The 13,684-nt window shown below is 69.4% G+C and carries 11 protein-coding genes; 7 read left to right on the forward strand and 4 right to left on the reverse strand.

What is annotated here, in order from left to right; all coding sequences use genetic code 11:
- The 7 genes from LzC2_RS16385 to LzC2_RS16415 form a co-directional block, all read left to right on the forward strand.
- Positions 1-1,876: AAA family ATPase (locus tag LzC2_RS16385; RefSeq protein WP_171188977.1), on the forward strand; the 1,876-nt coding region annotated here is incomplete at its 5' end.
- Positions 1,877-2,024: 148 nt separating this feature from the next.
- Positions 2,025-3,479, forward strand: a complete 1,455-nt coding sequence (locus LzC2_RS16390; protein ID WP_171188979.1) for a GIY-YIG nuclease family protein — start codon at positions 2,025-2,027, stop codon at positions 3,477-3,479.
- A 279-nt stretch (positions 3,480-3,758) separates the two neighbouring features.
- On the forward strand, positions 3,759-4,247 hold the full coding sequence (locus LzC2_RS16395) for a GNAT family N-acetyltransferase (protein WP_171188981.1): 489 nt from the start codon (positions 3,759-3,761) through the stop codon (positions 4,245-4,247).
- Positions 4,248-4,389: 142 nt separating this feature from the next.
- Positions 4,390-5,421, forward strand: coding sequence for a ThuA domain-containing protein (locus LzC2_RS16400; protein ID WP_206678757.1), 1,032 nt, complete (start codon positions 4,390-4,392; stop codon positions 5,419-5,421).
- A 391-nt stretch (positions 5,422-5,812) separates the two neighbouring features.
- Complete coding sequence (locus LzC2_RS16405) at positions 5,813-6,391, forward strand: cytochrome c (protein ID WP_171188985.1); 579 nt, start codon at positions 5,813-5,815, stop codon at positions 6,389-6,391.
- 256 nt (positions 6,392-6,647) lie between these two features.
- Positions 6,648-7,331: a hypothetical protein gene (locus tag LzC2_RS16410; protein WP_171188987.1), complete on the forward strand. Its 684-nt coding sequence runs from the start codon at positions 6,648-6,650 to the stop codon at positions 7,329-7,331.
- Between the two features lie 420 nt (positions 7,332-7,751).
- Positions 7,752-8,804, forward strand: a complete 1,053-nt coding sequence (locus tag LzC2_RS16415; protein ID WP_171188989.1) for a calcium/sodium antiporter — start codon at positions 7,752-7,754, stop codon at positions 8,802-8,804.
- A 103-nt stretch (positions 8,805-8,907) separates the two neighbouring features.
- On the opposite strand, the gene LzC2_RS23105 is transcribed toward LzC2_RS16415, so the two are convergent.
- From LzC2_RS23105 to LzC2_RS16435, 4 genes are all read right to left on the reverse strand, one after another.
- The gene (locus LzC2_RS23105; protein WP_171188991.1) at positions 8,908-10,338 is read right to left on the reverse strand and encodes a PAS domain-containing sensor histidine kinase; all 1,431 of its coding nucleotides are present in this window, start codon (positions 10,336-10,338) and stop codon (positions 8,908-8,910) included.
- Positions 10,339-10,563: 225 nt separating this feature from the next.
- The gene (locus LzC2_RS16425; RefSeq protein ID WP_171188993.1) at positions 10,564-11,922 is read right to left on the reverse strand and encodes an aminotransferase class V-fold PLP-dependent enzyme; all 1,359 of its coding nucleotides are present in this window, start codon (positions 11,920-11,922) and stop codon (positions 10,564-10,566) included.
- The gene (locus tag LzC2_RS16430; RefSeq protein WP_171188995.1) at positions 11,919-12,371 is read right to left on the reverse strand and encodes a SufE family protein; all 453 of its coding nucleotides are present in this window, start codon (positions 12,369-12,371) and stop codon (positions 11,919-11,921) included. Before LzC2_RS16430 ends, LzC2_RS16425 begins: the two co-directional genes overlap by 4 nt.
- 199 nt (positions 12,372-12,570) lie before the next feature.
- Entirely contained in the window at positions 12,571-13,329 is a 759-nt protein-coding gene (locus LzC2_RS16435; RefSeq protein WP_171188997.1) for a sugar phosphate isomerase/epimerase family protein, read from the reverse strand.
- Positions 13,330-13,684: the final 355 nt, after the last annotated feature.

Raw genomic sequence — 13,684 nt, forward strand, 5'->3', positions numbered from 1 at the left:
CCCATCCCCCTCACCGCCTTCCAGCCCCGACCGCCTGCCGCACGAACTGCCCGGCCGACACCTCGACGATCCGCACGACGAACAGGACGGCCCGCCGCGGTGCGAACGGGCCGAACGCGGGTTCCTCGGCAGCGTGCTGCTGACCGGTTCCCTGCCGACCGACGAGTCCGCCGGGCTGACCGTCGACGACTTCTTCTCCGACCGCAACCGCACCGTGTACGCCTCGCTGGGCCGGGTCGCGAAGGCGGGGCGGCGGATCGATCTGGTCACCGTCGCAGACGATCTCTCCCGCACGAAGCAGCTCGACGCCGCCGGCGGGCTGCTGCACCTCGACACGCTGCTGGCGGAGACGCCCCACGCCGGCCACGGGCGGGAATACGCCTCGATCCTGCGGGATCGCAGCCGTCGCCGGGCCGCCCGGTACGCCCTGGCGGACTTCGAGAACGGCGACCCGGACGCCCTCGCCGCGGCGCTCGCCCAAGCCGCGGAGCGGTTCCCCCCGCTGACCGGGTCGAGCGATCGCAGCGGGGAACTGACGATGCGGATGCTCTGCGACGTGCCCCGCCGCCCGGTCCGCTGGCTGTGGCCCGGGCGGTTGGCGAGGGGCAAGGTGAACCTGATCGCCGGCGAGCCGGACCGCGGCAAGAGCTTTCTCACCTGCGACCTGGCCGCTCGGGTGACCCGCGGGGCGGCGTGGCCGGACGGTCGGGGGCACGCTCCGCAGGGCACGGCGTTGATGCTGAACGCCGAAGACGCCGCCGACGACACGCTCGGCCCCCGCTTCGACGCCGCCGGCGGCGATCCCGCCCGCTTGGCCGTGCTGGAAGCCGTCCGCGACCCCGGCCGCCCCGAACGCACCTTCGACCTCTCCCGCGACCTGCCCCGACTCGACGCGGCTCTCGATCGTTTGGAACGGATCGCCCCGCCGCGGTTGGTGGTCATCGACCCGCTGGGCGCCTACATGGGCGGTTCGGACAGCTACAAGGACGCCGAGGTCCGCGGTCTGCTCGCCCCGCTGGCCCGGCTGGCGGAGCGTCGCGACGTGGCCGTGGCGCTGGTCTGCCACTTGAACAAAGGGAACAACGGGGGCACGCCGTTGTCCCGCATCACCGGCAGCGGCGGCATCGGGGCGGCCGCCCGCTGTGCCTGGCTGGCCGGCGCCGACCCCGATTCCCCCGCCGAGATCGGCCGAGCGCCGCGGCGGTTGCTGGTCAGTTTGAAGAACAACCTCGCCCAGAACGCCGGCGGCCTCGCCTACCGCATCAGCGGCCCCGACCCGGACCAGTGCGACGCGGACCCGCTCGACGATGAGAGCGACGAGGCGAGCGGGGGACGTCAGTCCCCTGAGTATGCTGAGGCGTGGGCGTGCGACGGCGCCCCTCCGGGGGCTGACGCCCCCGGCTCGCCGGAAGACCCGCCCGGCTTCGAGGGAGCGAACTTCGGTCACCCCGAAGCGAGCGGAGGGCGTCAGCCCTCTGAGGGTTCCACGTGCGGCCCGCCCCCGGGGGCTGACGCCCCCGGCTCGCCGCAGGCCTCCGACTCGACGGACGCTCCGCCGCGGGTTTGGTGGGAGCCGGAGCCGGTCGAAACGACCGCCGCCGAGGTGCTCTCCGCCGCCAGCGAGAACCGCGGCGACGCCGGCGACCGCGGCGACGAAGACGACCGCTGCCAAACCTGGCTCCGAGCCGAACTCCACAGCCACGGCGGCACGGCCCCCAGCAAAGCCGTCAGCGAAGCCGCCCGGGAGGCGGGGTTTTCGGAACGACGCATGCGGAAGGCCCGCTCCGCGTTGGGAATCCGTTCTGTGAAGGTGGCGGACGGCTGGGAACTCACGCTTCCCGCCGACGAACCGCCCGACGCTCCCGTGGACGCCTGACCGGCCCGCCGAAGGGTCAAGACGTTCAAGGCGATCATCCCCCGGGGGCGGACGCCTTGATCGCCTTGGCCAGCGGCTTGTCGCCGACGGCTGCGTCCTCCGGGGGATCGCCCGCCCACGCCTCTTCACAAATTGATTGCAAAGCCGAATGCCTGCTGACGACGTCGTGACCCGGTACTGTCCGAAGTGCGGCCGTCGGGCCCGAGCGTCAGCGGGAACGTTCGACAGGCCTCGCAAGTGCCCCGGGTGCGAAGCCGTCGTCCGGTTCGCGGACTATCCGCGGGAACCGCCGCCGCCGGGGCTGCCGGCGTGGGAGCCGCCGCCGGTCGGGCTGAATGAGATGGTGACGCTCGCCTGCGGGGTCGGTGCGACGTTCGCTCTGTTGGCGGCCGGCCTCGCCGCCTTGATGGCGGACGGCGGCCTCGCCCTGTTCCTGGCCTTTATCGCTCTCATTCTGGTCGGCCCGCCGGGCGCCGTCGCGGTCGGGATGCTCAACGATTACCGCCGCCTGCGGGCGGAGCGGACGGACCTGCGGCGCCGCGTCGCGGAGGGGGACGCGATGTTGGACGAAGTGAGGACGCAGTACGCGGGCTTCCGTCGCAACTTCGACGCCGTCGTCGCGGACGAACGGGCCGACCTCGCGAGACGGCGTGAACAGGTCGCAGCGGCCCACGCGGTGGCTGACGGTCGTCGTGAGATCGTCCACAAGATCGCGGAACGCTTCCTCCGCGACGTGGTCCGCGACGTCTCCAAGAAGCTCAAGCCGGACACATACGCTCTGCAAAAGAGTCGACTCGAAAAAGCGATCGAATTCTGCCGCAAGTGCGAATACCAGGTACCCGCCGCGACGGAGCGGGATCTGTTCGCCGACTTGAAGAAGGAGTACGAAGAAGTCCTTCGCCGGGACGCCGAGAAACGGAAGCAGGCTCGAATCAAGGCTCAGATCCGCGAGGAGAAGAAAGCCGCCCGGGAGGCCGAGCAGGAACGCCTGCGGGCCGAGGCGGAGCAGCACGCCGTCGAGGACGCCCTCGCCGAAGCCCGCCGGCACGCCGCGACGCTGCACGGGGCCGAACTGGCGGCCCGCGAAGCAGAGATCGCCAAGCTCGCCGAACTTCTCGCCGAAGCGGAGGCCCGTACGGAGCGGACGAAGTCGATGGCGGAACTGACGAAGGCGGGGCACGTCTACGTCATCTCCAACCGCGGCAGCTTCGGGCCGGGCGTCTTCAAGGTCGGCATGACCCGCCGATTGGAGCCGATGGACCGGGTCAAAGAACTGGGCGACGCTTCGGTCCCGTTCCCGTTCGACGTGCACATGATGATCTCCTGCGACGACGCTCCCAAGCTGGAGAACGAACTGCACAAGCAATTGCACGATGCGAGGGTGAACCGCGTGAACCTGCGGAAGGAGTATTTCCGCGTCGATCTCTCCCGGATCGTGGAGGTCGTGGAGGAGAACCACGGGTCCGTCGATTACGTCGCTGATTTGGAAGCGTTGGAGTACGAGCAGTCCCTGTCGATGGACGACGACGATTACGCCTTCATCTCCGAGGGGGCCCGGCGGTTCGACGTCGAGTTCGAAAGCCAGGACGACGACGACGATTGATCGGCGCCGGGCGCCATGCTCTCGCCGGCGGACGGAGCGGAGCGGAGTCGGACGGAGTGAGCATGCGGAGCGACGTTCGCTCGCTCTGCGTGAGTCCGCGTCGCTCTCCATGCTCACCCCCCTCCGCTTCGCTGGCGCTTCGCTCCGGCGTGAGAGCATGCCACCCGCCGCCGGGTCGCCGGGTCGAACCGCGGCGGCGGGGGCGGTGTCGGGGGGACGCGTTGCATTGCGGCGTACGATGCGGCTTCCTTCCTCGACCGCTCTCCGCCCGGACGGGTCATGATCGTTCCCTGGTCGCCGGCGTATCGGTCGGATTTCGAGTCCCTCAACCGGGAATGGCTCGAACGCTGGTTCACCGTCGAACCGATCGACGAGGTCTACTTCGCGGACCCGGTCGGCACGATCCTTCAGCCCGGCGGAGCGATCTGGTTCGCTCTGGAGGATGTCGCTCAGGACAGAGCCTCGCCCGACGGCCGGCCCGTCGGCACGGTGGCGGCGATTCGGCGGGACGCATCGACCTTCGAGATGGCCAAAATGGGCGTGACCGCTGCGGCTCAGGGGCGGGGAATCGGCCGGGCGCTGGCGGAGACGGTCGTCCGGCACGCGGCCGAGGCGGGGGCGAAGCGGGTCGTGCTGCTCAGCCACACCTCCCTCGTCACGGCGATCCGGCTGTACGAACGGCTGGGCTTTCGCCACACGGAGACCCCCGTCGTCTCCGGCTACGCCCGCGGCAACGTCTCGATGCAGCTCGACCTGCCCCCGGCCTGAGCGATCAACCGTCCCTAGCGACCAACCGGCCTGAGCGAACAGCGGGCGGGTCGGCTCGCCGGTCCGGGGCCGCTTTGCAACGTCTTCGCGGTCGGGGACGATGGGGGGCCGCCTTCGTCCCGCCTCGATTGGAATTGTCGCCGTGCTCGCTCCCCGTCGCTTCGTGCTTCCCCATCGAACCCTGCTGGCCGCCCTCGGGGCGGTCCTGCTGCTGCCCGGCTCGGCGTTCGCCCAGGCCTCTGAGGCCACCGGGCCGGCGCCGATGAAGGCGTTGATCGTCGACGGCCAGAACAACCACACGGACTGGCCCAAGATCACCGTGATGATGAAGCAGTACCTGGAGGACACGGGGCTGTTCGAGGTCGACGTGGCTCGCACCCGCTTCACCTGGCGGGGCGACAAGCAGGCCGAGTGGCTGCCCAAGGCCGGCGCCGGGGAATCGGCGGATCTGCCGCAGCCGAAGGCCGATCCGCGGTTCGCTCCCCAGTGGGACGACTATGACGTGGTGATCTCCAACTTCGGCAACTCCGCGGCACCGTGGCCGGACGAGACGAAGGCAGCGTTCGAGGACTACGTGCAGGGCGGCGGGGGGTTCGTCAGCGTGCACGCGGCGGACAACAGCTTCGGCGACTGGCCGGCGTATAACCGCATGATCGGCGTCGGCGGCTGGGGCGGTCGCAAGCCGGACGCCGGGGTATGGGTCTACGCCAACGACGCCGGCGAACTGATCCGGGACGCCTCCTCCCCCGGCGGGACCGGCGCCCACGGCGGGCGGGAGCCCTTCCCGATCACCCGCCGGGCGGAGCACCCGATCGTCGCCGGTCTGCCGGACCGCTGGATGCACGCCGCGGACGAGTGCTACTCCCGTCTCCGCGGCCCGGCGGAGGAGCTGACGGTGCTGGCCACCGGCAAGGACCAAACGAAGAACGCCGCCACCGACCGCCACGAGCCGATGCTGATGACGATCGGCTACGGCGAGGGCCGCGTGTTCCACACGACGCTCGGCCACAGCGCCGAGGCTTGCGAAAGCGTGGACTTCATCACCACCCTCACCCGCGGCGCCGAATGGGCCGCCACCGGCGAGGTGACGCTCCCCGTCCCGAAGGACTTCCCGACCGCCGACGCGACGTCGTTGCGGGCGTTTGAGCTGAAGGACGCCGACGAGGACGAGTGAGAACTGGGTGCCATGCTCTCACGCCGGAGCGCCAGCGGAGGTGGGTGAGCATGCTGTGCGACGCGGAACCTCGGAGAGCGGGCGGGAATCGCTCTCCATGCTCACTCCGACCGTCTCCGCTGGCGCTTCGCCGCCCGGCGAGAGCATGCCACCCTGGCGACCCGGACATCGCCCATCGCTCTCCATGCCTACGCCTCTCCGCTCACGCTGCGAGACGAAGGCATGTCGCCCAGCCGCAGCGAGTCGAAGCGGAGGCGGGTGAACGTGCGGCCTACGGCTTGGTGACGGGCCACGTTCGTTGCGGGCACGGGGGCGTTTGGTCAGGGTGCGGGCGGGGCGGGATCGCCCCGTGGTTCCTTCCGCCCGCCGCCGCTTGAACGACTGACCGACGATGACGACCTCTCCGCTGTGGACCTGTGCCGGGGCGCTGGGGCTGACCGCCCTCGCGTTCCCCTTCGGTCTGACCGCCCCGCCGCAAACCGCCGACGCCGCCCCGCCCGCGGAGAGCCGCGGGCCCGTGGCCACCGTCGCGGTCGAGCCCGTCGCGGTTGAGCCCGTCGCGGTCGAGCCGGCCGCGGACGTGAAAGACCCCGTCGCTGACCGGCCCTTGGCGCCGGTCGAGACGGACATGCACGAGTTCATGGAGTACGTCTATCAGCCCACCTACCGGCGTCTGAAGGCGTCGATGGCGGCCGAGGAGAAGGACCGCAAAGCGTGGTCGGCGGTGAAGTCCGACGCGTTGATCCTCGCCGAGGCGGGGAACCTCACCCTGATGCGTGGCCCGCAGGGCGAGGACCGGGCGGCCTGGAACGCTCATTCCGTCGCCACCCGCGACGCCGGCGGCGCCCTCTACCGGGCCGCCAAAGCCAAGGACGAATCGGTCGCCCAGCAGAGCTACCGAACGATGATCCAGCACTGCAACGCCTGCCACACGCAGTTCGCCGACGGCGAACACATGCTGACGCCGTAATCGGGAACCGGTTTCCGAGGACCGCGGGCGAAACGACCGCCGCCCCGTCGCCGGCCCGTCGCAATCGGCCGGAGACGATTCCATGAGTGCAAGGCGCCGGGCGCCATGCTGCACGACGCGGACCGAAGCAGAGCGGGCGGTAATCGCTCTCCATGCTCACTCCGACCGTCTCCGCTGGCGCTCCGCCGCCCGGCGAGAGCATGCCACACAGCCACGGCAGAGGAACAATCGTTAGCTAGGTAAATCAATCCCAACCATGTCAAACGGCTTTCTCTCAAACTCTTGGACGTTCATCGATGTCGCCGATGAGGCTGCGGTTCGTAGTGTCACTGAATGCGGCCATACCGAAAGCACTCGTTCACATGACCCGATTGTCGCCGTGGTGTTCGCCGCCGCTGCAACAGAGGCATTTATGTGTGAACTTGCCGCGTTTGCGAAGTCCAATCTCCGGTGCAATGCGACACTCTCGCCTCAAGAGTCCACAATCCAGCAATTCCGCGATATCTACAACGAGCTCGAGTCTTCTAAAGGGTCATTAATCGCGAAATACAGCTTAGCTCTTGGATTGTTCACTGGCCAACCTACACAGAAGGGCAAATCGCCCTTCCAAGACTTCGCATTACTATTAGACCTCAGAAACTCACTTATCCACTCGAAGCTCTCTCGCATCGAGATTGACGAGGCGCGCACAGCAACAATGCAGTTCCCCAAAATCATAAACAAGCTGGCTGGCAATGGAATACTGGCACCAATACCACCCAAAAACACGCTGACCAGTTGGGTGCAATTGGTATCTACCCCGGCAGTAGCAGTCTGGGCTGTCCGCTCAGCAGGCGAGATAATTAGGCATGTCATCACCTCCATCCCCAAGAGCCTCATAGGAGACGCATTGTCGTTCCACTACATGCACAAACTGAACTCTCTGAAAGCAGCCGAATAAACAAGCGGCGGCCGCGTGCCATGCTCTCACGCCGGAACGCCAGCGGAGGCGGGTGAGCATGCTGTGCGACGCGGACCGAAGCAGAGCGGGCGGAGGTCGCTCTCCATGCTCACTCCGACCGTCTCCGCTGGCGCTCCGCCGCCCGGCGAGAGCATGTCCCCCTGGCGTCCCTGAGAGACTCCGTCGGCGAGCGGGGGACGTCAGTCCCCTGAGACGACCCTTCGCAAGTCGCCCACTCGGGGGCTGACGCCCCCGCCTCGCCGGTTCGCCGGGCGCCGAGGGCATGTCGTCGGCGTCGCCCGGGCGTTTTTCTTCGGGGCGAGGCGGTACAATGGGGCGTTGGCGGTCGGCGGCGGCTGGTCGGCGCCCGCGTCGGTTCGCGGGGTCGAGGGCCGCGGTCGGACCTGAAGTGCAACGACGATGGCGTGGGCGATTCTGGCGGTGGCGTTGGCCGTGCTGACGGTCGGGGCCGACCTGTTGGTGCGAGGCGCCGCCCGGTTGGCGGCGGCGTGGGGGATCTCGCCGTTGATCGTCGGGCTGACGATCGTGGCCTGCGGGACCAGCGCCCCGGAACTGGTGGTGAGCCTGCATTCGACGCTGTCCGGGCAGCCGGACGTGGCCTTGGGGAACGTCGTCGGCAGCAATATCTTCAACGTGCTGGCGATCCTCGGGGCCTCGGCGCTGATCGTGCCGCTGCGGGTCGCTGATCAGTTCGTGCGGTTCGACGTGCCGGTGATGATCGCCCTGACGGCGGCGACGCTGGTTCTGGCGCTCGACGGCCGCATCGGGCGGATCGAGGGGGCGGCGCTGTCGCTCGGTTTGGTCGGCTATCTCGCCCGGGCGGTGTGGATGAGCCGTCGCTCGCCGGCCGGGACGGACGAAGACCTCGCGGTTCCCGGCCCACCGCGGGGGAGCGTGGCGTGGTCGTGCCTGTCGGTCGCGGCGGGGCTGACGCTGCTGGTGTTGGGATCGCGGTGGTTCGTGTCGGCGGCGGTCGATCTGGCCCGGGACTTCGGCGTGTCCGAACTGACGATCGGGCTGACGGTCGTGGCGGCGGGCACCTCCCTGCCGGAGGCGGCCGCGTCGGCGCTCGCCGCCCTCCGCGGGGAGCGGGACATCGCCGTGGGCAACGTCGTGGGCAGCAACATCTTCAATCTGCTGGGGGTGCTCGGTCTCTCCGCGGCGCTGTCGGGCGGCGGCGTGGCGGTGTCGGAGGCGGCGCTGCGGTTCGATCTGCCGGTGATGCTCGGCGTGGCCGTCGTCTGCCTGCCGATCTGCTGGACCGGGCAGGTCGTCGCCCGTTGGGAGGGCGGTCTGCTGCTGGCCTACTACGTCATTTACACCGGCGTGCTGCTCGTCGCGGCGACCGATCCCGGGCGAATCGCGGGACCGGCGACGCTCTGGGGCGTCGCCGCCCTGACCGCCCTCCCGCTGCTGTTCGCCGCCGTCCACGCGTTCCGGTCCCGACGCTGAGGGCAGCCGGCTCGGCTCTCAGGCGGCGTTCGCCGGGCGCCACTGGCGTCTCGCCGGTGAGAGCGACGGGGCTCGTGGTTCGACGCGGCGCCCCTGAACTTCGTCACCCTCCACTGGCAAAATGCCAGCGCCACCCAACCACAAGGCGTTCAAGGCGTCCAAGACGATCACCGCCTGGGGGCGGACGCCTTGATCGTCTTGAACCCTCTGGCCGGAACGCCGGGCGGGCGGTCAGGCGTCGTCCGGCTTGGCGGCGGGGCGTTGGTCTTCGCGGAGGGAGGCGAGGTCGACGGCAGTCCAGATGAGGTGGATCGCGGCGCCGGCGTCGGGGGCGGCGTCGACGGCGATGACGCCGCCGAGCAGGCTGACCCGCTCCCGCAGCGCCGACAGGCCGAACCCGCCGACCGCCCCGCCGTCCGTCTTCGCCTCGGTCAGGCGGATCAGGGCCGCGGGATCGCAGCCGCGGCCGTCGTCGCGGACGGTCAGTCGCAGGCCGCCGTCGGGACGATCCAGCCGCACCTCCCGCGGCGTCCACGCCGCTGTGCTTCTGGGAGTTCAACAACAACTCCGACGCCGCCTGGTACAGGAACGCCTCCAACTGCGTCGGCACGTCCGGCAGACGCCCCGCGAGCGATTCGCCCTCGGCCCGTTCGCCGGCGGACCGTTCGCCCTCGGACCGTTCGCCGGCGGCTGGCTCGGCCGTCTCCGACACGTGAACGGAGACGTGGAAGCGCCGGGTGGTTTTGAGGTTGCCGGCCAGCCACCGCAGGGCCGCGGCGAGGCCCTGTTCCCGCAACACCGGCGGGCAAAGCTCCACCGCCAGCGTGCGGGTCGCCTGGATGGCCTCATCGAGCATGGACGTCAGGTGGTTCTGAGCCTCCGCCCGGTCGGCCTCCGCCCCCCGGGCGACCAGTCCGGTCCAAATCTTCGCCCCCACCAACACCTGTTGCAGGTGGTCGTGCAGAGTGTGGGCGATGCGGCGACGTTCGGTCTCCTCGGCGCCGGTCATGCGGACGGCGAGGCGGCGGAGGGACTCCGTGCGTTCCGCGACCCGCTGTTCCAGGGTGGCGGTGAGGTCCCGCAGTTCCTGCTCCGCCCGCAGGCGGTCGGTGACGTCGTCGAACAGCACCGCGACGGTGCGTTCCTCCGGCTCGCCGACCCGGAAGGCGGTCACCTCGTACCACCGGTTCAGCGCCTTCGCCTCCTGCACGAACCGGGTGAACTCGCCCGTGCGGGCCACCCGGCCGTAGATGTCGAACCAGTGCGGCTCGTGGTTGGGGGCGAACTCCCGGATTCGCCGGCCGATCACGTCGTCGAGCCCGGTCTGGGCGTGGAACGCTCGGTTCGTTTCGAGGAACTCGTAGTCGACGCAGTTGCCGTCGTCGTCAAAGAGTGTGCGGATCACGCAATAGCCGTGGTCGATCGAGTCGCAGAGCGTTTGGTAGCGGCTCTCCCAAGGCATACGGCAAATATAGGCACGGCGTTCGCATCCGGCGTACCGCACTTCCCCCATCGGCCATGGCGTTTCGGGCATCCGCCCCCCACAAATCCGCCGAACCGGCAAGGAGCCCCCGGCAGCCCCCGCCGTTCGGCTCGAACTGGGGGCTTCCCGTCGCCCGCCGCCGGCTGCGGACCGCGAAGAGACCCAAGGCGTCCAAGACGCCCCACCCCCGGAGGCGGGCGCCTTGGACGCCTTCGGACGCCTTGGGGACGATTGAGGTCGCGTCCCGGACTCAGGGGGCTGACGCCCCCCGCTCGCCTATGCGAGCCGCAGGCGAATGCGGGCGGCGAGGAGGGCTTCGATCAACTCGTCCACGTCGGCGGCCCGGTTGTAGACGCCGAGGCTGGCCCGGGTCGTCGCGGGCACGCCGAGCAGATCGTGCAGCGGCATCGTGCAGTGGTGGCCGTGGCGGACGGCGATGCCCCGCTTGTCGAGCAGGAAGTTCAGATCCTCCGCCGCGGCCCCGTCGACCGTGAAGCTGGCGAGGGCGGCTCGTTCATTCGCGGCGGGGCCGTAGACGGTCAGGCCGGGGACCTCTTCCAAGCGTTCGAGCAGATACGCGGCCAACTCGCGGTCGTGGGCTTCGAGCGCTTCCCAACCGAGGTCTTCGACCCACCGCACCGCGGCGCCGAGGCCGACGATTTCCCCGATCGGCGGCGTGCCGGCTTCGAATTTCGCGGGGGGTTCGGCCCACTCGCTGCGGTCGGCAAACACGCGGGAAATCATGTTCCCCCCGCCCTGCCACGGCGGCATCGCATCGAGCAATTCCCGCTTCCCGTACAGCACGCCCACGCCCGTGGGGCCGTACAGTTTGTGGGCGCCGAAGACGAGGAAATCGCAGCCCCAGGCCCGCACGTCAGTCCGTCGATGCGGGACGAACTGGGCGGCGTCGACCACACTGACGGCGCCGACGGCCCTCGCCGCGTCGCACAGCGCCTTCACGTCCGGCAGCGTGCCGAGCACGTTCGAGCACGCCGTGATCGCCAGCAGCTTGCAGCGGTCGGTGAGGGCTTCGTCGACGCGGTCCATGTCGACGCGGCCGTCGTCGGTCAGCGGCAGGAACCGCAGTTCGGCGCCGGTCTCCTTCGCCAGCATCTGCCAGGGCACGAGGTTGGCGTGATGCTCCAGCACGGTCGTGGCGATCACGTCGCCTTCGCAGATGTTCGCCCGGCCCCACGTCTGAGCGACGAGGTTCAGCCCGGCGGTCGTGCCGGCGGTGAACAGAATCTCGCTGACGTCCGCGGCGTTGAGGAACCGGCGGCAGTCCTCGCGGCTCGCTTCAACCGCCTTCGTCACCAACCGCCCCAGCGTGCTTTTGCCGCGGTGGACGTTGGAGTAGTAGGTCTCGAAGCAGTCCCGCATCGCGTCCAGGACGACGGTCGGCTTCTGAGCCGTGGCGCCGCTGTCGAGGTACGTCAGCGTTTTGCCGTTGGGCAACGGCTTGCAGAGGATCGGGAACTGGGCCCGGATCGCGTCGACGTCGAGCGGCGTGGGCGGCGGAGGCGTGGGCGAGCCGGGGGCGTCAGCCCCCGGAGCGTGAGGCGTGCGAGAATTCGACTCAGAGGGCTGACGCCCTCCGCTCGCCTGGGAGGTCGTGAGGGTCGCGTCGTGGTTCATTCCGCGTCCTCCACTCTCAACCGGGCCGCTTCGCCGCGGATGCGTTGCACCATCCCGGACAGGCCGCTTTTTCGGGCGCTGGAGAGGTGTTCGTCCAAGCCGAGCGAGCTGAAGACCTCCTCCACATCCACGGCCAAGGCGTCCTCGGGCGTCTGCCGATCGAAGGTCGCCAGCAGCACGGCGATCAGGCCGTTGACGATCATCGCGTCGCTCTCGGCGCTGATCTTCAAACGCCCGTCCGCTTCATCCACCGTCAGCCAGACGAGGCTCTGGCAGCCGTGGACGCGGGTTTGCTCGTTTTTGTCCTCCGCCGGCAGCTTGGGCAGATCCATGCCGACGTCGATGAGGAACTCGCACTGGTCCTCCCAGTTGCCGAGGAACTCGAACTCCTCGCGGAGTTCGTCCAGCGTCATGACGGGCGAAGCAGCGGTGTCGGGCGAGGCGCTCATGGGAGGCAGTATAGAGGGCTGGGTTGAGAGGAAAGCGTTGAGGGTTGAGAGCACCGTACGCTGAAAGCAGGCCGGGCGTGTCACGCCTCGCTCCTCGCCGCGCTCGCTGTGCAACGCTCGCCTCGTTCCTCAGGGGGCTGACGCCCCCCGCTCGCCGGCTTTCCCCCACCCCTCAACACGCCGCCCTCAACTCTCAACTCTAAAGCAGCGTTTCGAGCAGCATTCGCAGCTTGCGGAGTTCGAGGGAGCGTTCCTCCCGCGGCTCCTCCTCCGGCAGCAGATCGACCGCGAGGGCGCCGCGGTAGCCTTCTTTTTGGAGGCGGGTGATCAGCTTGGCGTAGTCGATCTCGCCGAGACCCGTCTTCACCTGCAAACGTTCCTGCGAGGTGTCCCGCAGGTGCACGTGGAAGACGTGGCCGTAAACGTCCTCCCGATCGACCTCGGCATACGGGCCGGAGACGAAATAGCTGGGATCGAAGGTGATCCCGATGCCCCGCACCGCTTTGCAGAGCTGGACCGCGGTGTCCGGGTCTTCGGTCAGTTCGCCGGAGCGGGTGCGAACCGCGATCCGCACGGCCTCCGGCGAGGCGGCGGCGTGATGGGCCTTGAGGCGGTCGACCTCGTCGTTGAACGGCGTGCCCAGCGGCGAGGAGGGCACGGTCAATTGGGCGATCTTCAGATGCTTCGCCGCCTTGGCCAGACCGGCGGTGACCGCCGGCGAGACGTCGTCCGCGAGGCAGAACCCGATCGGCGTCAGCCGGGTCGTCTCGCGAAACATCGACGCGAATCGCTCCGGGGCGGCGGCGATCTCCGAGGGCTTCAACGGGCCTTCGGCTTCGTCCAGGTGCAGTTCGAGCTTGTCGTAGCCCGTCTCCTCCGCCCGCTCGCACAGGTCGGACAGCGACGGGCTCGGCCCGCTGACGGGCAGGAAACTTTCGGTCGAGACGGCGACGTACACCCTGGCGCTCCGTGGAATAGCCGGCCTCGCGGACGCAGCCGGGGCCTCCTTGACGAGACTCGTCCCGGCGAACGGCCGGGGGGACCGCGAACGTATCCGGGTTCCGCCCGACCGACAAGACGACCCGACCGGAAAGGTCCGCGGCGGACCGGCGGATCGCGGGGCGGAAGAGGTCCGACGGGGGCGAAGGGTTGGCGTGCGGGGCGACGGGGTTCGGGAGCGGGATCGGGACGGACGGGTTCAAGCGGACGGTCGGATTCTGCCGATCGGACCGGCGGACCGACCGGTCCGAGCATCGCCCTCCGACCCCCCGGTCGGTCCGTACGTCGCCCCGTTCGAGATCCCGTCATGCCCC

The sequence above is a fragment of the Alienimonas chondri genome (genome assembly GCF_013036045.1).
In the GTDB taxonomy this organism is placed as follows: domain Bacteria; phylum Planctomycetota; class Planctomycetia; order Planctomycetales; family Planctomycetaceae; genus Alienimonas; species Alienimonas chondri.

Coding starts and splice junctions, on each gene's coding strand:
- LzC2_RS16430 (WP_171188995.1), bottom strand. CDS start 12,371: ATGAGCGCCTCGCCCGACACCGCTGCTTCGCCCGTCATGACGCTGGAC.
- LzC2_RS16410 (WP_171188987.1), top strand. CDS start 6,648: ATGTCAAACGGCTTTCTCTCAAACTCTTGGACGTTCATCGATGTCGCC.
- LzC2_RS16395 (WP_171188981.1), top strand. CDS start 3,759: ATGATCGTTCCCTGGTCGCCGGCGTATCGGTCGGATTTCGAGTCCCTC.
- LzC2_RS16415 (WP_171188989.1), top strand. CDS start 7,752: ATGGCGTGGGCGATTCTGGCGGTGGCGTTGGCCGTGCTGACGGTCGGG.
- LzC2_RS16405 (WP_171188985.1), top strand. CDS start 5,813: ATGACGACCTCTCCGCTGTGGACCTGTGCCGGGGCGCTGGGGCTGACC.
- LzC2_RS16425 (WP_171188993.1), bottom strand. CDS start 11,922: ATGAACCACGACGCGACCCTCACGACCTCCCAGGCGAGCGGAGGGCGT.
- LzC2_RS16390 (WP_171188979.1), top strand. CDS start 2,025: ATGCCTGCTGACGACGTCGTGACCCGGTACTGTCCGAAGTGCGGCCGT.
- LzC2_RS23105 (WP_171188991.1), bottom strand. CDS start 10,338: ATGCCCGAAACGCCATGGCCGATGGGGGAAGTGCGGTACGCCGGATGC.